This window comes from Tamlana sp. I1, assembly GCF_015355625.1.
In the GTDB taxonomy this organism is placed as follows: domain Bacteria; phylum Bacteroidota; class Bacteroidia; order Flavobacteriales; family Flavobacteriaceae; genus Pseudotamlana.
This window is the reverse complement of sequence record NZ_JACLAF010000016.1, coordinates 1-25,061: the sequence shown is the minus strand read 5'-3', so window position 1 is coordinate 25,061 and position 25,061 is coordinate 1. Positions and strand designations below refer to the sequence as shown.

Sequence of the window (25,061 nt, the reverse complement as noted above, 5' to 3'; positions counted from 1 at the left end):
ATATACTTGCTTTTTAATCCCAAGTCATACGCTGTAAGCGCACCGCATTTAAAATGGCTAGTAATGCAACGCCTACATCGGCAAAAACAGCTTCCCACATGGTGGCCAAACCACCTGCTCCTAAAATTAAAACGATAAGTTTTACACCAAATGCCAGGCCAATATTTTGCCAAACAATGCTTCGTGTAGAACGGCTAATTTTAATGGCTTTTACCACTTTTGAAGGTTGATCGGTTTGAATAACCACATCGGCCGTTTCAATAGCTACATCACTTCCTAAACCGCCCATAGCAATGCCCACATCGCTGGCTGCCAAAACAGGCGCATCATTAATACCATCGCCAATAAAAGCGATATTATTGTTAGGGTTTTGTTTTAATTTTTCAACTTCATTTAATTTATCTTCAGGCAATAAGCTGCCTTTTGCATTTTCAATTTGCAATTCGGATGCTACCTGCTGCGTGATGGAATCTTTATCGCCAGATAACATCCAAATATTCCTAATTCCCACTTTATGCAAAGCTGTAATGGTTGTTTTGGCATCTTCTTTTAATTCATCTGCAATAACAACATAACCAGCAAAAACCTCATCAATAGCCACTAAAACAAGAGATTCTACAAGTGTTTCGGTTTCCTTTAAGACGTCGACATTATGAGTTGACATTAATGCTTTATTGCCAACTAAAACTGTTTTTCCGTTAACTTTTCCCTTTAAACCCTGACCAGCAATTTCCGAAACTTCAGAAGCTTGATACGCGGTGTCTTCAAGTTTATATTCTAAAATGGCTTTGGCAATAGGATGCGTAGATTGTGCTTCCATGGCTAGGAGGTATTTCATAAACTCCTGCTCATCAAAACCAACCGCTTTTATTTTTTTAATTTTGAAAACACCTTTGGTTAGCGTCCCAGTTTTATCCATAACCAAAGTATTTATTTTGGTCATCGCTTCTAAAAACGAAGCCCCTTTAAATAAAATACCGTTTTTTGAAGCAGCGCCTAAACCACCAAAATAGCCTAACGGAATAGAAATAACCAAGGCACAGGGGCAAGAAATCACTAAGAAAATTAGGGCGCGATACAGCCAATCTCTAAACACATAATCGTCTACAAAAAAGTAAGGCAATAGCGTTACACCAATGGCCAGAAAAACTACTATTGGCGTGTAAATACGTGCAAATTTTCTAATGAATAATTCGGTTTTAGATTTTCTAGCTGTTGCATTCTGCACCATATCGAGAATACGCGCAATGGAACTATCCTTAAATTCTTTGGTGGTTTCTATTTCAATGACACCATCCAAATTGATGCTTCCTGCAAATACGTTTTCACCTTTAAAAACATGATCTGGTTTGCTTTCACCAGTTAAAGCAGCCGTATTTAATGCCGCTTTTTCAGAAATTAAAACGCCATCTAAAGGAATTTTTTCGCCAACGCGAATTTGAATCTTTTCACCAATATTTACTTGTTCTGGGGAAATACGCTTAAAACGGCCTTCACGGAAAACATAAGCTTCTTTGGGACGAACATCCAACAAGGCTTTAATATTCCCTTTGGCGCGTCTTACTGCGGCACCCTGAAATAATTCGCCAACGGCATAAAACAGCATAACCGCGACGCCCTCGGGATACTCTCCTATTGCGAATGCTCCAATAGTTGCTATAGACATTAAAAGAAACTCTGTAAAAACAGCGCCTTTTTTAATGCTTTCCCAACCTTCTTTAACTACAGGTAACCCCACTGGTAAATATGCTAGGCCATACCAAATAATACGCACCCAATCTTTGAAGAAGCTAACATCAAAATAGTCTAACCCAATACCAATAATTAGCATTGTAAAACTTATGATTGCAGGTATATAGACTTTTATTTGACTAGATATTTTATGTAGATGATTGTTATGGTTTTGCTGAACAGATTCAGTTTTGGATTTCATTGTTTTTAATTTTAATGTATTCCAAAGTTACTGATCTCTCTTATGCAATGGAAGTGCAATTATTGGCCGCTACATTTATCGCAAACACCTTTAACCACCAAGTTTACATTTTCGGAAACAAAGCCTTCGGGGACTTTTATTTGAGGAATTTTATGGTCGGTTAAACATATTGTTTCATTGCAATTATTACAATGAAAATGTAAATGCAAATCGGTTTCAATATCACAATTACAACCCTTTTCACACAAGGCATATTTGGTAATGCCCGTACCATCGTCTATTTGATGTACAACGGCTTTGTCTTCAAAAGTTTTTATGGTTCTGTATAAGGTTGTTCTATCGGCTTTTTCAAAAGCATTTTCAACATCTCTTAAAGTTACAGCAACGTCCTTCTGGGCTAAAAACTTATAAATTAATAAGCGCATAGCTGTTAACCTGATGTGTTTCGACTCGAAAAATTGTTCGATATTGTTCATATTATGTTTTAAATTTAGAAAGTTTAATATAAAAAAGACCGAATTCTAAGGTTAAAACCAAAAAATTCAGTCTTAATTTTATAGAGTAGACTAAGTTAAAAACATTAATCTATTTTCATAGCATGATCATATTGGCAACATCCTGGTAAATCGTTATACGCCGCTTCATTGCTTGCTACTTTATCTGTATCGTATCCCGAAGCTGCAATAGCTTTATGAATAGCCATGGCATCGGTTTCAGAGCCATCAAAGGAAACCTCGATTTTCTTTTCATCGACATCCCAATTGGCATTTTTAACGCCTGCGACACTATTCGCGGCTTTTTCAATGGTTTTTTTACACATATTACAATTTCCTCTTACTCCAAAAGTGATGGTATTTGCTGCCATATCGCTAGACATTTCTGTACTTTCAGATTCCTTTTTAGTGTCGTTCTTGCAACTTGTTAATCCTAAAGCTGCTATAAAAACCATGCTTAACAACACTGTTTTACTTAGGTTCAATCCCAATTTGTTCATTTGTTTTGACTTTAAAAAATTCATGATTTAAAAATTTAGTTATTATTCAATAATTTGTTTTATTTCTCCACAGCTAATCATGGCTGCTCCAAAATATGGGTTTATTACTTTTTGTTCGTTACTCAACCAATACGCACCGTTGTTATCATCTGCCATAGGACAAAATTGATAATACACCTTTTCGCCAATACCAAAAATTTGAAGTGTTTTTGCCATTAACGTGGATAAGTTTTTAAATGCATGGCGTTGCTGAGTGATGGCTGTTGTTTTCGATATCGCTTCCGCGGAAGTATGTATGGCTTCTTTTAATGGCATCCACTCTTTATGGGCGTTTTCACTAGTTAACAAATTCATATCCACTTTCTTCAAATGTTCTGAAAGCGCTTTTGAATCATCAATAACAGCTTCTGAATCATCTTCAACTAAAGCATTTTTAATTTTGATGTAATCATCGTAAACCACTTTAAGTTGCTTTTGAAACGCTTTCGGTACTTCCAAACGGGCATTCTCATTTGTTTGAGTGCCGCTTTCGTTTGAAGAAGTACCATGATGCATGCCTGCATGCCCTTCATGACCCGTCATCACTTTACCACCAGATTTATTCATCATCGATTTTTTGCCTTGTAATTGTGCTGCTGCATCAACAGTAAAAGTGCCGTTTGTAACAATTTCATCACCATTTTGCAAACCATCTAAAACAACGTATTGCGTTCCTATTTGATTTCCTAAGGTGATTTCTCGCATTTCAAAAACAGACGAATTGGTTTTTAAATACACCACCGAGCGTTTTCCTGTCCATAAAACAGCCGACGCAGGAATACTTAAAACCTCAGCTTTATCTGCCGAATGTCCTTGTATGCTCCCTTCTACAAACATCCCTGGTTTAAGCAAATTATCTTTATTATTTAAAACCACACGCATTTTTACGGTACGTGTTTTAGTATCTAATACAGGATCTATAAAATCGACTTGCGCTTTAAATTGTTTATCCGGATAAGCATTCGTTGAAATTAAAACCTCCTGCCCCTTTTTAAAAACATCTATTTGATTTTCATACACATCAAAATTTGCCCAAACTTGCGATAAATTGGCGATTTTATATAAAGGTTGCCCCAATGAAACATGATCCCCTTGTTCTACCAATTTTTCAATAACGGTTCCCGAATGCGTGGCGTAAATCGGGAAATTTTGAATGGGTTCCCCAGATGCTTCAATAGCATTAATTTGTTTATCGGTTAACTTCTTAATTAAAAGTTTATTCTTAACCGCCTTATACAATTCTGGTTGCGAACTTTTTATTGAAGCTGTGGTAATTAATTCTTGCTGAGCTGCAAATAATTCGGGAGAATAAATCGTAGCTAAAAGCTGTCCCTGTTTTATATATGCTCCAGTTGTACCCACGCGTAAAGTTTCAATACGCCCTGCAAAATGACTGACTTGCACCGTGTTTGTTTCTTCATTTTCAACAATTTTTCCCGATAATTTAATACCGTGCGAACCTGCTACAGCATTCCCCACTACTGTAGTTTGAATGTTCGCTAAAGCCATCGCGTTTTCGGTCAATTTAAATTGTCCTGCTAACAACCCATCGGAGTTTGTTTCGGCAGGAATTAAGTCCATACCACAAATAGGACAATCGCCCGGTTCTGGTTGCATAATTTGTGGATGCATAGAGCAAGTCCACATCTGTTTTTCTCCTGTAACCTCATCATGATGATGTTCGGTTTCTTTTTGGGAAGTTCCTCCAAAAAGGAACCAGCCTAACAAAAGTCCGACAGCAATCAAACCAAGGTATATGATTATTTTATTATTCTTCATCTTTTAAATTTTTATACTAATCAATACTAGTTCCTTTTAATCGCAATGCATTAGCAATGACAGAAACCGAACTAAAACTCATGGCCAAAGCCGCTATCATAGGCGATAATAACAATCCGAAAAACGGATATAAAACGCCGGCTGCAATAGGCACACCAACCGAATTATAAACAAGAGCGAAAAACAAATTCTGCTTGATGTTTTTCATCACCTTATCACTTAATTTTCTTGCTTTTACTATACCGTGTAAATCTCCTTTTACAAGCGTAATCACAGCACTTTCTATAGCCACATCGGTTCCTGTGCCCATGGCAATACCAACATCGCTTTTCGCTAATGCCGGTGCATCGTTTACACCATCGCCAGCCATGGCAACCTTTTTACCTTCATTTTGCAAACGTTCTACTTCTGCCAATTTATCTTGAGGTAACATGCCGCCTTTAAAATGTTTCAAGCCTAATTCTTCGGCGACAGCCTTTGCCGTAGCTTCATTATCGCCCGAAAGCATCACGACATCAATACCCAAGTCTTGCAATTCTTTTATGGCTTGTTTGCTTGTAGCTTTAATTTTATCGCCAATAACAACATAACCAACGGCTGTTTTATCTACCGAAAGAAAAGACACCGTTTTACCTTTTTGCTGTTCTTCAGCGGCAGCTTGTTTTAATGTTTCTGAAAGGGTTGCATTCACTTCTTCCATCATTTTAGCATTTCCTAAAGCGATTTGCTTACCATCAACTACAGCGGTAACCCCTTTTCCTGAAACCGAATTAAAATCGGATGCCTTTAAAAGTGTCACGTTCTGTTCCTTGGCATACTTTACCGTAGCTTCGGCTAGTGGATGTTCACTCATGGTATTTACAGAAGCGATGTATTGGAGTACGGTGTTATCATCTATACTATCTGAAGCACTTTTCGCTTTTTCTACCGATGGTTTCCCTTCGGTTATCGTACCGGTTTTGTCAATAATTAAAGCATCGACTTTATCCATTTTCTCTAAAGCTTCGGCATTTTTAATCAGCACACCATTTTGGGCACCTTTACCAACTCCAACCATAACCGACATGGGCGTGGCTAGGCCTAAAGCACAGGGACAAGCAATTATTAAAACCGCAATAGCATTTACAAAAGCAAAAGCGTATTTGGGTTCTGGGCCGAAAATAACCCAAAGCACAAAAGTTAAAATTGAAATCGCCACCACCACGGGCACAAAATACCCTGAAATTTTATCGGCTAATTTCTGAATAGGCGCCTGACTCCTACTCGCCTTGTTCACCATGTCTATTATTTGCGACAATAAGGTATCGCCTCCTACTTTTTCAGCGGTCATTATAAAGGATTGCTTCCCGTTAATGGTTCCCGAACTCACTTGATCGCCTACTGTTTTTCTAACAGGAATAGGTTCTCCCGTAATCATGGATTCATCAACCGAACTTTCGCCTTCATGAACTTTACCATCTACAGGGATTTTATCGCCTGGTTTTACACGTAATAAATCCCCTAAATTAATATCGTCTATGGCAATCACTTCCTCATTACCATCTACAACGCGAGTGGCTTCATTTGGGGCTAATTTCAATAGTTCTTTAACCGCATCATTGGTTTTGCTATGGGCGCGGGCTTCTAAAACTTGCCCCATTAAAACCAAAGTTAAAATTACCGAAGCTGCTTCAAAATACACATGAACCGTACCTATTTCCGTTTTAAACTGATCGGGAATAACATCTGGAAACAGCATACCAAATACACTAAATAACCAAGCAACTCCAGCGCCTATGCCTATTAAAGTAAACATGTTTAAATTCCATGTTTTTATACTTTTATAAGCCCGTTCAAAAAACATCCAAGTGGCATAAAATACCACGGGAATTGACAACACAAACTGCACCCAATTCCAGTATTTTAAAGGCATGATGTCGTATAAAGGATTATTCGCTATCATTTCCGACATCGCAATAACAAATATCGGTATGGTAAATAACGCCGCTATTTTAAGCTTTTTAAGCAGTTTTTTATAGGTCTGCTCTTCGGCAGAAATATCAACTTGCAACGGAATTAAATCCATGCCACAAATAGGACAAGCTCCGGGTTCATCTTTAATCACTTCAGGATGCATGGAGCAGGTATATTGCGTTTTAGTAGCTGCTTTTAAACTCTGCTCCTTCACCAAGTCCATTCCACAAACCGGACAATCGCCTGGTTTATCATAGGTTTTATCTCCTTCGCAATGCATCGGGCAATAATAGACCCCAATTCCTGCGGAGGCAGGAATCTCATTATCCCCCACCCTCCTAAGGAGGCTACTATCTTGGCTCCTCCCCTTTAGAGAGTCTGGGAGGGGCTCTGTATGAATCGTATAGGTATCTCCATCATTTTTTAAAGCCTTTTGAAACGTTTCTATAGGAATATGAGTCACCACTTGAATGGTGGCTTCAGATTTTTCTAAATCGACCGAAGCCTTTGTAACGCCTTCAACAGCATTTAAAATAGTCTCTACATGGCCTCGACAACCTTTACACGTCATGCCGTGTATGTAGTACGTGGTTTCCCCCAACCCCCGAAGGGGGCTATTTAAATCTGATATGTTTTTCGAGTTTTGACTCCTCCCCTTTGGGGAGGCTGGGTGGGGATTTTCTATTCCATACCGCCCACCATCATCAAGCAAAGCTTTTTGAAAAACTTCAATTGGAATATGTGTTTCCATTTCAATTTCAGCTTCAGCTTTAGCTTTAGCTAAAACTACTGTGGCTTTAGTGACGCCTTCAACTTTAGATAGCGTACTTTCAACATGACTGCGACAACCGTTGCAAGTCATTCCTGATATTTTATAGCTATGTTTCATGATTATTTTAATTTTTTACGCATGGCTTCAGAAATATTTTCAGCATATACCCCATAAGCATCTACTAACAGGCCTTTAACGCCTATTTTAGAGTGAATGGCATATAAAATACTGTTGTCGCCTGTGCTACTCATTCCTTCAAAACGATGCACCTCATCAACTTCAAAATCTTCTGGATGTATTTTTAGCTTTAATGCGTGACATTCTATATGTCCTGAACACAGGTTTAAGTTATGGGTATACCCTTTTTCCTGTAAACTGTTTATCGCTTGTGATAATGTATCGTAACTTTTCATGTCTTTAAATTTTAAATTAAACGTCTTTTTAATTCGTTAAATAATTAATAATCGTTGTTTGTATATAGTAGGTTTTCACCGCTTCAATTTGATTTATTTGAAACTTTAATTGCAACTCCTGAATATCTAACACATCGTTAAAATTAATGGTTCCTGATTCAAAGCTTTTTAAAAGAATTTCTTCGGCATCTTTTGCCTGTTTCAGGTTTTTAACTTGTGTTTTATAACTTATTCTTGAAGCTTTTTGTTCGTAAATCGCTTTATCTAAACTGGTTTTTAAAGTATTAAAACGCTCTTGTTTTTCTGCTTCAATTTCTAGTTGCTGCAAAGTATTTTGCTTGGTTACCGACTTATATTTCTTATTAAAAATAGGAATGGTAAACGACAGCATAGGCATAAGAATATCTTTTCCGTTATCGCTAACATCCATATCGGTACGCTTTTCAACATTAATATAATCGAGACCAAAACCAATAATAGGACTACTTTCTTTCTGATTTAATAATTCGGATTGTTCTACGGAAGTATAAAGCTTTTCATATTTAACTAATTCCGGATGAAGCTCTAAATTATTCGTATTAATTTCAAAATCTTCCGAAGGCATTTGTAAATCATCAACAACTTGTACTTCAATAGTATTATTTCTGTTTAGTAAATTATTGAAGGCGGTTTGCTCTGCTAGAAATTGCTGTTCTAAAACTTGTTTTAATTGCTCTAATTCATTTTGACGCATTTGCAAACGCAAAACATCAACCGCTGAAGCTTTGGCTACTTCAACCGAACTTAAAGCCAGCTTTTTATAGGTTTCAAGCAATTCTATATTTTCAACCAAAACAGCTTGTTTTGCTTTATTAGTATACAAATTATAATACGATTGCGAAACCGAAGCCATTAATTTTCGTTTAGAAATAACAATATCTTCATACTTAGCATCTGCCAAAGCATTTACATAGTTTTCTCTGGCGGTAATGCTTCCAAACCATGGTAACATTTGTTCTGCAGATACTTTAAAACGCTGCGGACCGGTTCTTGTTTCGGGTTCGCTTACAAAATAACCTACAGCAAATTCGGTATTTGGCACCGTATTGACTTCATTAATTTTTTCGGAAGCCCTTTTGTATTGCAGCTCGAACTTTTGAATTTCTGGATTGTTAGCCAAAGCTTCATCAATAAGCGTTTCTAATTGTTGAGCATTTGCAAAGAAGCTTAAGAAACAAAACAAAAGCCCCAAAACTGATTTTGTATTTAACTTTTTATTTTTCATTTTGCTGCGCGTTTAAGTTGAAATTCTTTTTTCCAGCTATACAAAACGGGAACTAAAAAATAAGATGTTACATCGATAATCATCCCACCAAAAATTGGAATAGACATCGGTATCATGATATCGCTTCCTTTTCCTGTTGAAGTTAAAACAGGCAACAAGGCTAAAGTTGTGGTTACCGTCGTCATTAAACAAGGTCGTATACGTTTTGATGCACCTTCAACAATCGATTTACGAATTGCTAATTTATTTTTAGGATTATTTTTATCGAATACTTGATTGAGATAGGTGGCCATGATAACGCCGTCATCGGTTGAAATTCCAAACAAAGCAATAAACCCAACCCAAACTGCTACACTGAGATTTATAGTTCGAATTTGAAACAAGTCGCGCAGGTTCTCACCAAATACGGAGAAATTTAAAAACCAAGATTGCCCGTAAAGCCAAATCATGATAAAACCGCCAGCAAAAGCTACCGAAATTCCTGTAAACACCATTAATGAGGTAGATACCGAACGGAACTGAAAATACAAAATCAGAAGTATAATAAACAAGGCTAAAGGCACCACCACCGATAAGGTTTTTTCTGCCCGCAACTGATTTTCATAAGTCCCCGTGAATTTATAATTAACACCCTTTGGAATTGTTAACGCTCCAGAATCAATCTTTTGTTGAATAAGAGCTTGGGCATTTTCAACAACATTTACCTCAGCAAAACCATCTAATTTATCAAACAACACATATCCCACTAAAAACGTGTCTTCGCTTTTAATAACTTGAGGGCCTTGCTCATACCGAATGGTAGCCAATTCGCTTAAAGGCACTGGGCTACCTGAAGATACTGGGATGTAAATCTGCTCCAAATCGGTTGGATTGGCACGCAACTCTCTGGGGTAACGCACGCGAACACCGTAGCGTTCTCTCCCTTCAACAGTTTGGGTTAAAACCATGCCACCTACAGCAACTTTAAGTACGTTTTGCACATCTTCAATCGTGATGCCATAACGGGCAATTTTTTCGCGATCTATGTCTATAAGCAAATAGGGTTTCCCCACAATACGGTCGGCAAAAACAGCTTCGGCTTTTACGCCTTCAACGTCTTTTAAAATAGATTCCAGTTGCACCCCAAAAGCTTCAATTTGTTTTAAATCTTGCCCCTTAACCTTTATGCCCATAGGCGCACGCATACCTGTTTGTAGCATAACCAATCGGGTTTCGATGGGTTGTAACTTTGGTGCCGATGTTACCCCTGGAAGTTTGGTAACTTTTACAATTTCATTCCAAATATCGTTTGGCGATTGTATTTCTGGTCGCCAATTGCGATAAAATTCGCCATCATTATCAGGAATCAATTGATTTTTTAAATAAAGAGATTCGCCTGCTTCACGATGATCTGCATACCAAGTTTTTCCATCTTTCAGCATGAATTCTCCTGCATCATTCACTTTATAACGTTGGCGCTTTCCTTTTTCATTTAGCATGTATTCAGGCTTATACTGAATGATATTTTCGTACATAGACAATGGTGCGGGATCTAAAGCCGATTCGGTTCGCCCTGCTTTCCCTACCACCGTTTCTATTTCAGGAATGCTTGCCACAGCCATGTCTAATTGCTGTAAAATCCGTTTATTCTCCTCTACACCAGAATGCGGCATCGATGTTGGCATTAAAAGAAACGAACCTTCATTTAAAGCAGGCATAAACTCTTTTCCTGCATTTTTCAAGATTATAAAACCACAAATAACAAGGGTTGCAGGAATGCTAAGAAACAATAATCTATTAGCGAGTGCCCATTTTAATATTCGTGTATAAAATTTACGTAGTAATGAAAACGCCCCCAACAAACCAAAACAGATAATGCCAACAAAAATGAGGTTCCAAAAGATACTTTTATCAACACCTAAAGGTCTCCAATACGCTGCTAATAAAAACACAATAGCACATGATGACATGATAATATTGATGCGATTAGCTTGCTTTTCGTCTATTTTCTTTTGAAGTTTTAATAAACCAACACTACCAAAAGCGATAACTACAAGACCTAACCAAAAACCATAAAACAGTGCTGAAATTCCAAAAATGATTAAAGCCGCATTTATAGCATAACTAAAAGTCTTTTTAACAGGTTTTCTTCGGAATAAATAGGCTGCAAACGGCGGAATGATAAACAAGGCAATAACAAGTGAAGCCGTTAATGCAAAGGTTTTTGTAAAGGCTAAAGGTCTGAATAATTTACCTTCGGCACCAATCATCGTGAAAACAGGAATGAAACTAATAATGGTTGTCATAACCGCAGTTACAATGGCTCCAGAAACTTCGGAAGTGGCATTATAAACGATTTGATTTATAGATATTTCATTATTCGAAGCTGCTTCATTAGACATTCTATTTTTAGCTTCATCTAAATGCCTGATGATGTTTTCTGAAAGTATGACGCCTACATCAACCATGGTACCAATGGCTATAGCTATCCCCGAAAGGGCTACAATGTTTGCATCGACATTAAAAATTTTCATCACAATAAAAACCATCAAAACCGCTACAGGTAATAGTCCTGAAATTAAAACGGAAGCTCTTAGGTTATAAACCATAACAATAATTACCAAAATGGTAATTAAAATTTCTAAAGTTAAGGCTTCATTTAGAGTTCCTAAAGTTTCTTGAATTAGCTCCGTTCTATCGTAAAAAGGAACAATTGTAACTTGCGATGTACGGCCGTCGCTTAAAACTTTTGATGGCAATCCAGGACTTAACTCGTTAATTTTTTCTTTAACGTTATTAATAACTTCCATAGGATTTGCGCCATAACGTGCTACCACTACTGCTCCAACCACTTCAGCCCCCTCCTTATCTAGAAGTCCTCTGCGGGTTGCTGGTCCTAAAGTGACTTTGCCAATATCTTTAATTTTAATGGCAGTATAATCTTCGGAAGCCACAACCGCATTTTCGATGTCTGAAATAGATTTTACATAGCCCAAACCACGCACCAAATATTCAGCTTGATTAATTTCTAAAGTTTGGGCGCCAATGTCTTTATTGCTTTCCTTTACCGCTTTTACAACTTGGTTTAAACCAATGTTATATTGGCGCATTAATTCCGGATTAACATCCACTTGATATTCTTGAACATAACCACCAATTGAAGCGACTTCGGAAACCCCACTTGCAGCCGACAAAGCATATTTAACGTAGTAATCTTGAATGCTTCGCAACTCTTGCAAATCCCAACCACCAGTTACATTACCGTTTTCGTCGCGCCCCTCAAGTGTGTACCAAAATATTTGCCCCAACCCTGTGGCATCTGGACCCAAAGCAGGATTTACACCTTCGGGCAATAAACTACTAGGCAAAGAATTTAGTTTTTCTAGAATTCGGCTACGGCTCCAATAGAATTCGATATCTTCTTCAAAAATGATATAGATGCTTGAAAAGCCAAACATAGACGAACTACGAATGGTTTTAACCCCAGGAATACCAAGTAACGATGTGGTTAAAGGATAGGTAATTTGATCTTCGATGTCCTGTGGCGAACGCCCGTCCCATTTTGTAAAGACTATTTGTTGATTTTCGCCTATATCTGGAATGGCATCTACCGAAACCGGATCGCTAGGCAGGAAACCAGTATCCCAACCAAAGGGCGAATTTACGGTACCCCAGCCTACCATTAGGACTAATAATAGAACAGCAACAAGCTTATTTTCTATTAAAAATTTGATGCTTTTATTTAGCATTTTAATTTGATTTTAAAATAATTACACATAACTATTAGAAAACAATCTAATATAAGAAACCTCCTATCAACTCATTAAAAATCAATAGAATATATTTGGTAACTATTTTAAAATCAAATTAAAAATGACTCATCAAGCTTGAAGATTTGCCTGATGACATGTGGCGCATTATAAGCTTCAAACGAAGCGACATTTTTATCTAAACCTTCAAAAAGGTTGATATATGTATATATAAAAGAAGCAACAAAAAGTTGTTGCTCGAAAGTAATTTTATCTAAAGAAACTTGTAATTCATCTTGACCATCAACTACGACCTGAACATCGTTACAACAGTCTTTTTTGGTAATTTCGCAGCCTTCAACTGGCAATGCGTTCATTTCCATTCCGCAGGTTTCTGCATTATGAAAAATAGAAGCATCCACTAATTTATCGCCACAATAATGCATGTTTACAGCAAAAGACATTGTAGAAAATAAAACTACAAATGCCATTAAAAGAGACGCTATTTTTCGAAATACTTTTTTCATGATGAATGACAAAGTTACAAAAATTTAAATCGCAGCTTATTTTTTAACAAGGTTTTAAAATATTCGACAGCATGTTATTTAATGTTTCCTATACAATTTTCATTAGGAAATTACCTTTAGGTATTTTAAATTCACAGGTTTTTACCAAAAACACTTTTTGAATTGTTTATACATTCGATGCATGTCATTTATTACCAACCATCCTTACTTAGCCCTAATTATAGCCATTATGTTATTAAATAGTATTGTAAAAATCATAACAAAATCAAAGCTATCGCCAATCGCAGCCCTAGTTTTAGCCATAGGTTCCTTTTTATCACAGGCTTGTAGTCCTTTTTCAGGAGCGGTAAATGAAGCCGTTTCAAACAACTACTACTATGGAAAATTTAAGAAAGATATACGCTACAGCCCTATGGGAAATTGGTTTTCATTAGGAAATAATAAAGTAAATGCAGATGTAGCATCATTTACACCCTTAGCAAGAGATTATGGAAAAGATAAAGACCATATTTTCTATAAAGAAAACATGATTGATAATGAAGTAGACATGCCTTCCTTTAGAGCTAAAGACGCCATGGCTTTCGATAAAAACCATGTATATATTGCGACAGACGACTTGCCGTTTTCCTTTACCGACAACTTAAATATTAAAACCACCCTTTTTATTGTAGCTGGTGCCGATCCTGAAACTTACCAAAGACTAGAAGATTGGAGTTGGGGAAAAGATGCTAAAAACTGGTTTTATTATTATAAAAGATTAGATGTAGATTATGAAAGTTTTACTCCGATAAACAGTAATTTTTGTAAAGATGAGCACCGTGTTTACATAAAAAAATCGTTTGAAATTATACCTTGTAACATTGAAGCGAAAACCTTTAAATCACTTAATGATCGTTATGTAGCTGATGCCAAATTTATATATGACTTTGTAGGTTGGGAAAATGGTAAAGAAGTAAATAAACTGAATAAATTTAGCTACGAAGATTTTAATTCGGTTGATGCCACCGATAAAGACTATCTTTTATTTGACAACCAAGTTCTTTATGATGGTAATATAGTTGAAGATGCCGACAGAGCACATTTTAAGGTGATTGAGAGTCCGACGCGCTCTTATGCTACAAACGATCAATTTGTATTTTGTTATGGTAAAAAAATTGTGGGTGCCGATTTAGAAACTTTTAAACTTTATGATTACGCGGCATATGCTAGAGATAAAAACCATGTTTACTTTTGGGGCGAAAAAATGGAAGGTGTCGATATTGAAAGCTTTGGGCCTAAAGAAAAAGGTGGTTGGATTTATAGCGATAAAAACCACGATTATATGGGTACAGAAATTCGTAAAGATGACTAATAAAAAAAGCCCTGTTAGATTTGATACTAACAGGGCTTTATTTGATAAACCTGTTTAATTTATAGAGGGTATAAGACCTCTTAATCCCATGTCAACTACATTTTCTCCTGCAGTTGGTTCGTATTTTCCATCATTTACAACCTCTTCCCATTCAAAACTATTATTTACAGAGAAAGAAAGGGTTAATGTTATGTCTTGAGTTTCGTTTCCTGAAATTTTCAATGCATTACTAAACTCTCCAGTTAAAACACAAGACCCCTCTGGAATTGGAGACGTTTCAAATAAAGGGTTTGGAACCGTAATTGCGCCTTCTGGAGCCTGTCCCTGAAAAACAAGTCCTTCAGCCTCGAAAGCCCAAAATCCTTGTAGTTTATTTTCATTAACCTCAACGGTCTCTTCATTTATAGAAAATGATTCAATATAGTTGATATAACCTAAAAAAGCTGCTACAGTACCATTATACTCGTTACCATCATTTAAAATTTTAATATCCCCTTCCTCGTACGAAGCCGAAATTCTAACCCAACTATAAGTTCCTGGATTCAATTGACTTAAAGGTATTTCTAAAAAAACCTCGCCATCCTCTACTAAAATTGATTTATTAAAATCTATAGCAGATTCTCCTCCTTTTGAAGTTTCTTCGCCTTTGTATAAAACCTCTCCTTCTCCTAATAATGTTGTTGCATTGGGTGCTAATTCTAAATAATGAGCACTCATCAGTTTCATTTCTGGAGTTTGAGCTGCATGCCCAGGAGCAATAGTAGCAGGTTCGCCAACATTATTTAATCGTACTTGATCTTTATCAAATTTAAGCTTTACAATAAGTTTAGCGTCATGATTTGTATCATCATCAGAATTACTACAAGAATATAATAAGCCAAGAACAGCTAAAGCACATACATAAATTTTTTTCATAACATAGTGGTTTAATTTTAATAAATAGATTTGGTGTTACAAATATAGATAAATTCACTACAGCTTGATTCCAAGTGAATTAGAACAAAAAAAAAGCGATCCATAAAATGAATCGCTTTTTAAAATTTATAGGTTTATTAATATTATTTAACCATTAATTTAAATTCTTTAGAGCCATTTTCTCCTTCTACTTTAAGAAGATATAAAGCACCTTCTAAAGCAGAAATATCTAAATCTAGAGTTTCTCCCATGCCACTAAGATTAACCTTTTTAACAAGGCTTCCTCTTATATCATATATTTTCGCGGTTTTCAAGGATTCTTGCCTAGCGTTTCTAATAATTACTTTATCGCTAGCAGGGTTAGGATAAATTAAAACACCATGCAGTTTTGAATTAACATCGGTTGTAGAAAGCGCATCCTCTACAGTAAGTTCGAACGAGCAACTAAATGCACCCAATCCATTTGGTATACTGAAGGTGATTGTGTGTTTACCTACACCTAAATCTGTCCCTGCGACAGGATATTGCGTTAATGAAACACTAGCTCCACATCCATCTGTAGCCGTTACTTTATTATCTGCTATGTAATCTGGCAACATATAAGTTCCGCTTACAGCAGCTTGTACAGTTTCGTCCGGAGGACAAGTAATCACTGGTTCTAATTGTTTAATTTCAACGGTTGTAGTAACAGATTTACCACATTTATCATTAAGAGAGATTTCATGAGTACCCGCACGAAGACCGTCTATAGTAGTCTGCCCATTATCAAGATTAGCGAAGAATGTATGTCCGCTAGATCCACCATCTGGATAAGTAGAGTCAATGCCTATATAGTCGAGAGTTCCTCCGTCCCATGTTAAATCAATTTTTCCTTCAGTATTTCCTGCACCAAAACAAATATCTATAGGTGTTGCATCGGTAATGGCAAGTTCATCCAATTGTTTTACTTCAACGGTTGTAGAAACCGTTTCCCCACAAAAGTCCAATATTTCAATAGTGTATGTATCAGCCTCAAGAGGTTCAATAGTTAAACTACCACTTTCCAAGGCATCCGTATAGTTCCAAGTGGTACTTCCAAAAGTTACTGTAATTTCTTCTGCATCTCCGACCCACTTTATATTTATTTTTCCTGAATTTGCTGCTCCTCCAAAACATATATTTGACGCATTTGCTTCGGTAAAGGCAAGTTCTTCCAATTGCTTAATTTCAACCGTAGTAGTATCAGATTCTCCACAGGCATTAGTAATAGTAATAGTATGAGTACCAGCTCTTAAGAAAAGTAAAGTAGTAGACCCATTATCAAGATCGTCGTAGATTGGTCTTGACCCTGTTTCTCCATCTGGATAGACTGAGGTAACACCTATAAAGCTGGCGCTTCCGTTCCATTCTATATCAATTTTCCCAGTACTATCTCCTGCTCCATAACAAATTTCTGAAGGTGTTGCACTAGTAATGGCAAGTTCGTCCGATTGTTTTACTTCAATGGTTGTAGAAACCGTTTCTCCGCAGATTCCATTAACATCTAATGTATAATTTCCTGCTTCCAAATTAATAATTTCCAATTCTCCATTTTCTAAACCTGAATTATAGGTTGTAGCTGTACCTCCATCTGGTGTTAATACTACTTCTTGAGCTGCACCTTCCCATTCTACATTAATTTTACCTGTATTGGCTGCTGCTCCATAACAAATATCTAACGAATAGGCATCGGTAATGGCAAGTTCATCCAATTGTTTAATTTCAACGGTTGTAGTATCGGATTCCCCACAGGCATTAGTAATAGTAATAGTATGAGTACCCGCACTAAAGAAGAGTAAAGTAGTAGCCCCATTATCAAGATCGTCGTAGATTGGTCTTGACCCTGTTCCTCCATCTGGATAGACTGAGGTAACACCTATAAAGCTGATGCTTCCGTTCCATGCTATCTCAATTTTCCCAGTACTGTCTCCTGCACCAAAACAAACATCAACAGGTGTTGCATCGGTAATGGCAAGTTCGTCCGATTGTTTTACTTCAATGGTTGTAGAAACCGTTTCTCCGCAGATTCCATTAACATCTAATGTATAATTTCCTGCTTCCAAATTAATAATTTCCAATTCTCCATTTTCTAAACCTAAATTATAGGTTGTCGCTGTACCTCCATCTGGTGTTAATACTACTTCTTGGGCCGCACCTTCCCATTCTAAATTAATTTTACCAGTATTGGCTGCTGCTCCATAACAAATATCTACCGGATATGCATCGGTAATGGCAAGTTCATCCAATTGTTTAATTTCAACGGTTGTAGTATCGGATTCCCCACAGGCATTAGTAATAGTAATAGTATGAGTACCCGCACTAAAGAAGAGCAAAGAAGTAGCCCCATTATCAAGATCGTCGTAGATTGGTCTTGACCCTGTTCCTCCATCTGGATAGACTGAGGTAACTCCTATAAAGCTGGCGCTTCCGTTCCATGCTATCTCAATTTTCCCAGTACTGTCTCCTGCACCAAAACAAACATCAACAGGTGTTGCATCGGTAATGGCAAGTTCATCCGATTGTTTTACTTCAATGGTTGTAGAAACCGTTTCTCCGCAGATTCCTTTAACATCTAAAGTATAATTTCCTGCTTCCAAATTAATAATCTCCAATTCTCCATTTTCTAAACCTAAATTATAGGTTGTCGCTGTACCTCCATCTGGTGTTAATACTACTTCTTGGGCCGCACCTTCCCATTCTACATTAATTTTACCTGTATTGGCTGCTGCTCCATAACAAATATCTACCGAATAGACATCGGTAATGGCAAGTTCATCCAATTGCTTAATTTCAACAGTTGTAGTAACAGATTTACCACATTCATCATTAAGCGTAATTTCATGAGTACCCGCACGAAGGCCATATAAAGTAGTCTGTCCATTTTCAAGGTTATCGTAAACAGCCCTTGTCGAAGATCCTCCTGGAAAAGTAGATCGAATACCTATAAAATAGAGAACTCCTCCGTCCCATGATATATCAACCTCTCCTGAATTAATTCCTGCACCATAACAAATATCTTTAGGTGTTACATCGGTAATAGCTAGTACGTCCGATTGTTTTACTTCAATGGTTGTAGTAACCGTTTGTCCACAGATTCCATTAATATCTAAAGTATAATTTCCTGCTTCCAAACCAGTGATTTCTAATTCTCCATCTAATAAATCTGAATTATAGGTTGTAGCTGTACCTCCACTAGGTGTTAATACTACTTCTTGAGCTGTACCTACCCATTCTACATTAATTTTACCAGTATTGGCTGCTGCTCCATGACAAATATCTTCCGGATATGCATCGGTAATGGCCAAATCGTCCCCTTTGCTTACTGTAACAGTGGCTGTACATGTGTCTGTTTCTCCTGCAGCATCAGTAACTGTAAGGGTAACTATTTGATCTCCAATATCACTACAATCGAAAGTATTTGGACTCACAGCAAGTGTAACACCTCCTTCAGGATCGCTTGACCCTCCATCCACTAAATGAGCCGGTAGAGTTGCCTGTCCGTTTTGATCTAAAAACATTTCTGTTCCAGATATACAAACCGCCGTAGGTGCTGCATTAGCCGTAATCGTGACTGAAAAACTAGAAACACAAAGTGCCTTATTATTATCAAGCAAATCTCCTGCTTTTAATAACCAAGTGCCAACAGGATTTTCGCCCTTAAATTGGCCTTCAAAAGTGTTAACCTCTGCTGGTTTAAAAGTTCCAGACGTTGGGGTACCTGAAGGTACTGTTGCAGCATTATCATCAAAAATAGTTGTAACTACACCGCCTGGAGTTGTTCCTCTCCAGGTAGTTTGTCCCGCTAAAACTACATTTTTACCACTATCGGTTTCTACGATTTGGAAGCTTACTTCTGCGTTAGTAGGGTCTTCCGATGTTGGGGCAGAACAGGTTCCCGCTGTTTTTTGCCAGGTAATAGATACCTTTACATCGGTTATTACAGCTCCTGCTGGAAAGTCACTTGCAGCAAAACTAACACTACCTACATCTGCACAATATGGTCCACCACATCCATTTATCTCCTGAGTAGGTCCACTATAATTTTTAGTTACGGTGGTTTGAGCGTACCCTGTGAGTACCCAAAAGCAACAGATTAACAAAGTTAATATCGTTAGTTGTTTGTAATTCTTTTTCATCCTTTTATTTTTTAGGCTTTTATAGGTTAGTACAATCATTTATTTCGTGCAAAAATATTAATATTTTCTGTCTGAACACTAAACATCCAGTTATTAACATCTTAAATGTGATTTTATAACACACGAAGCTAAATCATCATAATTTACATAACATTTCTAATGCATATCAAAAAAAACTAAGAGAATAGAATTATTTTATATGTAAGAGTAATATATATACCTCTTGATTTAAATAAAATAATCTGAATCCATTTTATCACGATTGATGACTATTAACAAAAAAAAAGCGACCCATAAAAATGAATCGCTTTTATAATTTATAGGTTTATTAATATCATTTAACCATTAATTTAAATTCTTTAGAGCCATTTTCTCCTTCTACTTTAAGAAGATATAAAGCACCTTCTAAAGCCGAAATATCTAAATCTAAGGTTTCTCCCATGCCATTAAGATTAACCTTTTTAACAAGGCTTCCTCTTATATCATATATTTTCGCGGTTTTTAAGGATTCTTGCCTAGCGTTTCTAATAATTACTTTATCGCTAGCTGGGTTAGGATAAATTGATACGCCTTGCAGTTTTGAATTAACATCGGTTGTAGAGAGTGTTTCCTCTACGGTTACCGTAGCTGTACAGGCTTTACTATTGCCGTACGCATCTGCAACAAACATGGTTACCGTATTAGGGCCAAGATCAGAACTATCAAAAGTGGATGGTGAAAAAGCATAAGTCAATGTACTACTACAATTATCAGAACTACCATTATCAATGTCGTCCTTAGATATAGTCACGGTGCCATTAGAATCCAGATGCACTGTCGCATCTTTACATATAGCCGTTGGTGATTCATTATCTTCAATGGTGATGGTCATGGTACAGGTTGTGTTATTACCATGAAAATCGGTTACGGACCAAATCACATCATTGTCACCTAGATTGAACAGAGCCCCGTCCAAAGTACTGCTGAAGTTAATATTGTTACTGATCGTCCAACCAAGATTGGAGCAATTATCATCAATATTTGTAGGGTCAAACTCGGTACCCTGTACCTGATAGTTGCAGAAACTGGCATCGGTACTTCGTGTTGCATTGGCAGGACAAGTAAAAGTAGGAGGAATTTTATCTAATACCGTTACCTTAGTTGTACAACTGGTACTGTTTCCACTCTCATCCGTCACGGTCATGGTTACCGACTGATCACCCGTGGAATCGAAGCAATCGAATGTATTTGGCATAACATCAAATATTAAGTTTGTCCCACTACAATTATCAAAACCGGTATTGCCTCCAATATCAAATTCATCAATACTGGCATTACCATTGGCATCGAGATACACAGTGGCAACGTCGCAATAAACCACTGGGGGCTCATTGTCTGCTACGGTTACCGTCATACTACAGCTACCACTGTTGCTATTGGTATGGCCATAATTATCTGTAGCTGTCCAGGTTACCGTTGTTACACCTACAGGAAATGACGCACCATTCAAGGAACTTGATCCTGTATAGTCGTTGGTAAATACCACATCCCGGTCTGGGCAATTCTCTACATATGTAGCGTCTAATGAGCTGTCTTCTACTAGGTAATCACAGAGTCCAGTGGTTGTAGCGAAGGACATGTCTCCAGGGCAGGTAACAACTGGAGCCATCTTATCTACAACAAGTACATCTGCTTGACAAGTTGAAGAATTACCACTGGCATCAGTTACGGTCATTGTTATAAAAAAGGCCGAATTAAAATCATTACAGTCAAAATCAGTTTTAGAAAAACTAAAGGTAAGTGGGCCTCCACAATTATCAGAACTACCATTGTCCATATCATTAGCTGTTAAGGTAGCTGTACCATTGGCGTCTAAGGCGAGTTCAACATCTTTACACATGGCGACTGGTGCCACATTATCTTCTACAGTAATAACTGTAGTACAGGTAACATCCGAAAAACCGTCTTCTTTGGCTGTCCAAGTTACAGTTGTATTTCCCAATGGTAAAACAGCGCCATTAAGAGTAGCTGCGCCATTAAAATCGTTAATTAATGTTGTGTTATTACAGGCATTGCTAACAGTGGCGTCAAACTCAGTACCTTGAACAGTATAGGTACATACTCCTGAATCGATTTCTCGTGTACCATTTGGTACACAATCAATTACAGGTGGATCTAGATTTATAATAATTGCAGAAAAACTACAACTTGATTGGTTTCCACTACTATCGGTAACTGTCCAAGTAATGGCAGTTGTTCCTACCGGTAATTGAGCACCATCTAGAGTTGCCATATTATTAATGTTGTTGGTCACAGTACTCACAGTACAATTGTCACTTGAGGTTGGATCAAACTCGGTGCCTTGCACAGTATAATAACACACGCCAGAATCCCGATCTTTTATTTGAGAATTTAAACAACTTACCACTGGTTTAATAGTATCTTCAACCGTAACCGTAGCCGTACATGTTGCTGTGTTTCCACTAGTATCTGTTACCGTTAAGGTTACCGTATTGGCTCCTATATTGGAACAATCAAAACTAGTTTTATCTAAAGACAAGTTTGCAATACCACAATTGTCGGTAGACCCATTATCGATCTGACTAGCCTGAATAGTTGCCTGCCCCATATTATCGAGAGCTACTGTGATATTTTGGCATACTGGAGTTGGATCCTCATTATCTTCAACAGTAATAGACATAGTGCAGGTATCAGAATTTCCGCCAGGGTCTGTCACTCTCCAGAGTATGTTGTTAACGCCTGGAGGAATCACCTCTCCAGCTAAAGTAGATGTTAGATTAAAATTATTTACTATTGAAACATTACAATTGTCATTAGAAGTTGCATCGAACTCTGTGCCTTGAACGGTATAACCACATACTCCTGAATCGGCAACACGGGTAGCATTGGCTGCACAGGTAATAGTAGGGTCTTGGTTATCTTCTACGGTAATAGCCATCGAACAGTTAACCGAGTTACCATTAACATCATCTATAAACCAACCCACGGTATTATTCCCTATAGGTAGTTTTACACCATTTAGAGTAGCTGCTCCATTTATACTATTTCTCACTTTAGCGACACCACAATTATCTCCAATAGCAATGGGATCAAATTCTGTGCCTTGTACTGTATATTCACATGTGCCTGAATCGGTATTTCGGGTTGCGTTGGCTGCACAAGTAACAGTAGGATTCATGGTGTCTTCAACCGTTACTGTGGCTGGACATGAACTTGAATTTCCCGAATTATCAGTTACGGTTAAAGTTACTGTATTGGCCCCGATATTAGAACAGTCAAAAGTATCTACATCAATACTTAAATTAACACTACAGGCGTCATTACTTCCATTATCAATTTGATTGGGGGTAATAGTAACTTGACCAGTATCATCTAGAGCTACAGTAATATTTTGACATATGGCTATAGGAGCGATATTATCCTCTACGATAACCGTGGCCGTGCAAGTATCTGTTTGCCCTACACCATCGGTAACAGTAAGGGTAACATCTACTGGAGTTCCTATACTGGCACATGTAAAAGTATTTGGGGTTACTGATAAGCTAACGGGACCTTCTTGATCAGATGATCCATTGTCTATAGCTGCACCAGTAATACTCGCATTACCAGAAGCATCCAATTGTACGGTAATATTTTGGCAAACAGCTGTTGGAGCTTCATCAATAAAAAACACTTTTGCTTGACCTGCATTTGACACCGTACCGTTGACATCATAATGATCCGCACCAACTATCAATGTACTGCCATCTCCATTTATAGCAGCACTAGCTCCAAATTGATCTTCTGAAGCCTCACCGTTTATATTTCCTCCAATCTGGGTCCAGGTTCCTCCAATGTTATCAAAAATTCGTACATATCCCGTATAATGACCATTCACATTTCGGTGGGGCCCTGCCACTAATACCCGATTACCGTTATTGGAAATAGATACGGGAGCTGCTAAATCTTCAAAACTTTCAACTGTAATATCTGCCCCAATTTGAGTTGGAGATGTAATATTAGATATATCATAAACACGAGCCTGTGCACCTCTAGTATCAGTATGTTCACTCGACCCACTAATTAGTATATTGCCATTAGCACTTAAATCAACCGATGCTCCCGAGTAATCAAATTGTTTTAATCCATAAATTTCTGCTTTAAGCACCCAATTATTAGAACCATCTTTATCATAAATATTTACTTTTCCAGTAAAATTTGCTACTGAAGAATTAGCACCAGAATCCCCCACAGCCAAACGGTTTCCACTATCGTCTAGCGCTATTCCTGCTCCAAATGTTTCATAAGAATGAGCACCATTTAGTTGCGCCCCTATTTGAGTCCAAATACCTCCTGAATATTTAAAAACTTTTACATACCCTTTAAGAAAACCACTATTCCCTACTGAACTATTAGGGGCACCAAGAGCTAAAACAGTACCTGATGCATCTAAATCCATTACTACTCCAAGATGGTCCGATAGATCTACCCCATTAATATCAGCTCCTAATTGTGTCCATGTGCCTGCAATAAGCTCATATACCCTAATAATACCTCTGGTATTAGTCTGTCCCCCTCCCGAAATGGCCAGAATATTACCTGCCTTATTAATCGCAACATTACCTCCCATGTGCTCACCTGCTGCCACACCATTAATGTTCCCGCCAACCTGTGTCCAAGCACCTCCTACAAAATCGAATACCCGAACCTGTCCAGAATCGTTGTTACCTTCATCACTACCAGGGTAACCAACGGCAACTCTAGTTCCGTCATCTGATATAGCACTAGCAGTCCCTGCGTTATCGTTTTGATTTGTTCCGTAAAACGTGGTTCCTAATTGTTGGATACTCTGGGCATTTCCTGTGAATATGGAAATGCAACACATTAACAAGGTTAATATAATTTGTTGTTTGTAATTTTTTTTCAACTTTTTTCCGGTTAAGATTAAAATAAAAATTTAAGACAAATTTATTAATATTTTGCAACCTATATACCATCCGTTTAGTAATTAACATCTAGAATGTGATTTTTAATACATGAAGCTAAATCATCATAATTTACATAACATTTCTAATGCATATCAAAAAAGCCTAAGCGAATAGAATTATTTTATATGTATAAGTAACAGATACCGGGTCAATCTCAAAAGTTGTGGAGCATCTAAAAAAGCAAGACCTTTGAATAAAAATTTTTAATGCCATCAGATTCATTATTAGCCATAGCCAATTTATTACTTCCAGAAATACTTATTAAGTATTTT

At 37.3% G+C, this 25,061-nt stretch carries 13 protein-coding genes; 1 reads left to right on the top strand and 12 read right to left on the bottom strand.

Features of this window, described 5'->3' with window-relative positions; genetic code table 11:
- Positions 1 to 13: 13 nt before the first annotated feature.
- The 9 genes from H6X70_RS14480 to H6X70_RS14440 form a co-directional block, all read right to left on the bottom strand.
- Positions 14 to 1,933 (bottom strand): heavy metal translocating P-type ATPase, encoded by a 1,920-nt coding sequence (locus tag H6X70_RS14480; RefSeq protein ID WP_194768412.1) that lies wholly within the window; start codon positions 1,931 to 1,933, stop codon positions 14 to 16.
- A gap of 59 nt (positions 1,934 to 1,992) precedes the next feature.
- On the bottom strand, positions 1,993 to 2,409 hold the full coding sequence (locus H6X70_RS14475; RefSeq protein WP_194768411.1) for a Fur family transcriptional regulator: 417 nt from the start codon (positions 2,407 to 2,409) through the stop codon (positions 1,993 to 1,995).
- A gap of 104 nt (positions 2,410 to 2,513) precedes the next feature.
- Positions 2,514 to 2,951: a cation transporter gene (locus H6X70_RS14470; RefSeq protein WP_194768410.1), complete on the bottom strand. Its 438-nt coding sequence runs from the start codon at positions 2,949 to 2,951 to the stop codon at positions 2,514 to 2,516.
- A gap of 18 nt (positions 2,952 to 2,969) precedes the next feature.
- Positions 2,970 to 4,745, bottom strand: a complete 1,776-nt coding sequence (locus H6X70_RS14465; protein ID WP_194768409.1) for an efflux RND transporter periplasmic adaptor subunit — start codon at positions 4,743 to 4,745, stop codon at positions 2,970 to 2,972.
- Positions 4,746 to 4,761: 16 nt separating this feature from the next.
- On the bottom strand, positions 4,762 to 7,587 hold the full coding sequence (locus H6X70_RS14460; RefSeq protein ID WP_194768408.1) for a heavy metal translocating P-type ATPase: 2,826 nt from the start codon (positions 7,585 to 7,587) through the stop codon (positions 4,762 to 4,764).
- Between the two features lie 2 nt (positions 7,588 to 7,589).
- The gene (locus tag H6X70_RS14455; RefSeq protein ID WP_194768407.1) at positions 7,590 to 7,883 is read right to left on the bottom strand and encodes a phosphoribosylpyrophosphate synthetase; all 294 of its coding nucleotides are present in this window, start codon (positions 7,881 to 7,883) and stop codon (positions 7,590 to 7,592) included.
- 28 nt (positions 7,884 to 7,911) lie between these two features.
- Complete coding sequence (locus H6X70_RS14450) at positions 7,912 to 9,147, bottom strand: TolC family protein (RefSeq protein WP_194768406.1); 1,236 nt, start codon at positions 9,145 to 9,147, stop codon at positions 7,912 to 7,914.
- Positions 9,144 to 12,875, bottom strand: coding sequence for an efflux RND transporter permease subunit (locus H6X70_RS14445; RefSeq protein WP_194768405.1), 3,732 nt, complete (start codon positions 12,873 to 12,875; stop codon positions 9,144 to 9,146). Before H6X70_RS14445 ends, H6X70_RS14450 begins: the two co-directional genes overlap by 4 nt.
- A 113-nt stretch (positions 12,876 to 12,988) precedes the next feature.
- On the bottom strand, positions 12,989 to 13,402 hold the full coding sequence (locus tag H6X70_RS14440) for an HYC_CC_PP family protein (protein ID WP_194768404.1): 414 nt from the start codon (positions 13,400 to 13,402) through the stop codon (positions 12,989 to 12,991).
- 181 nt (positions 13,403 to 13,583) lie between these two features.
- Here H6X70_RS14440 and H6X70_RS14435 point away from each other — a divergent pair, with 181 nt between their 5' ends.
- A complete protein-coding gene (locus H6X70_RS14435) occupies positions 13,584 to 14,753 on the top strand; it encodes a DKNYY domain-containing protein (RefSeq protein WP_194768403.1) in 1,170 nt (389 codons plus the stop codon).
- A 54-nt stretch (positions 14,754 to 14,807) separates the two neighbouring features.
- Here H6X70_RS14435 and H6X70_RS14430 read toward each other — a convergent pair whose 3' ends face one another.
- From H6X70_RS14430 to H6X70_RS14420, 3 genes are all read right to left on the bottom strand, one after another.
- Complete coding sequence (locus H6X70_RS14430) at positions 14,808 to 15,668, bottom strand: hypothetical protein (protein WP_194768402.1); 861 nt, start codon at positions 15,666 to 15,668, stop codon at positions 14,808 to 14,810.
- 143 nt (positions 15,669 to 15,811) lie between these two features.
- Positions 15,812 to 19,822, bottom strand: coding sequence for a T9SS type A sorting domain-containing protein (locus H6X70_RS14425; RefSeq protein WP_194768401.1), 4,011 nt, complete (start codon positions 19,820 to 19,822; stop codon positions 15,812 to 15,814).
- A 334-nt stretch (positions 19,823 to 20,156) separates the two neighbouring features.
- Entirely contained in the window at positions 20,157 to 24,728 is a 4,572-nt protein-coding gene (locus tag H6X70_RS14420; RefSeq protein WP_194768400.1) for an HYR domain-containing protein, read from the bottom strand.
- Positions 24,729 to 25,061: the final 333 nt, after the last annotated feature.

What these genes read in the sequence shown, in the direction of transcription:
- H6X70_RS14450 (WP_194768406.1), bottom strand. Translation starts at nt 9,147, where the DNA reads ATGAAAAATAAAAAGTTAAATACAAAATCAGTTTTGGGGCTTTTGTTT.
- H6X70_RS14445 (WP_194768405.1), bottom strand. Translation starts at nt 12,875, where the DNA reads ATGCTAAATAAAAGCATCAAATTTTTAATAGAAAATAAGCTTGTTGCT.
- H6X70_RS14430 (WP_194768402.1), bottom strand. Translation starts at nt 15,668, where the DNA reads ATGAAAAAAATTTATGTATGTGCTTTAGCTGTTCTTGGCTTATTATAT.
- H6X70_RS14480 (WP_194768412.1), bottom strand. Translation starts at nt 1,933, where the DNA reads ATGAAATCCAAAACTGAATCTGTTCAGCAAAACCATAACAATCATCTA.
- H6X70_RS14440 (WP_194768404.1), bottom strand. Translation starts at nt 13,402, where the DNA reads ATGAAAAAAGTATTTCGAAAAATAGCGTCTCTTTTAATGGCATTTGTA.
- H6X70_RS14465 (WP_194768409.1), bottom strand. Translation starts at nt 4,745, where the DNA reads ATGAAGAATAATAAAATAATCATATACCTTGGTTTGATTGCTGTCGGA.
- H6X70_RS14425 (WP_194768401.1), bottom strand. Translation starts at nt 19,822, where the DNA reads ATGAAAAAGAATTACAAACAACTAACGATATTAACTTTGTTAATCTGT.
- H6X70_RS14475 (WP_194768411.1), bottom strand. Translation starts at nt 2,409, where the DNA reads ATGAACAATATCGAACAATTTTTCGAGTCGAAACACATCAGGTTAACA.
- H6X70_RS14455 (WP_194768407.1), bottom strand. Translation starts at nt 7,883, where the DNA reads ATGAAAAGTTACGATACATTATCACAAGCGATAAACAGTTTACAGGAA.
- H6X70_RS14470 (WP_194768410.1), bottom strand. Translation starts at nt 2,951, where the DNA reads ATGAATTTTTTAAAGTCAAAACAAATGAACAAATTGGGATTGAACCTA.
- H6X70_RS14460 (WP_194768408.1), bottom strand. Translation starts at nt 7,587, where the DNA reads ATGAAACATAGCTATAAAATATCAGGAATGACTTGCAACGGTTGTCGC.
- H6X70_RS14435 (WP_194768403.1), top strand. Translation starts at nt 13,584, where the DNA reads ATGTCATTTATTACCAACCATCCTTACTTAGCCCTAATTATAGCCATT.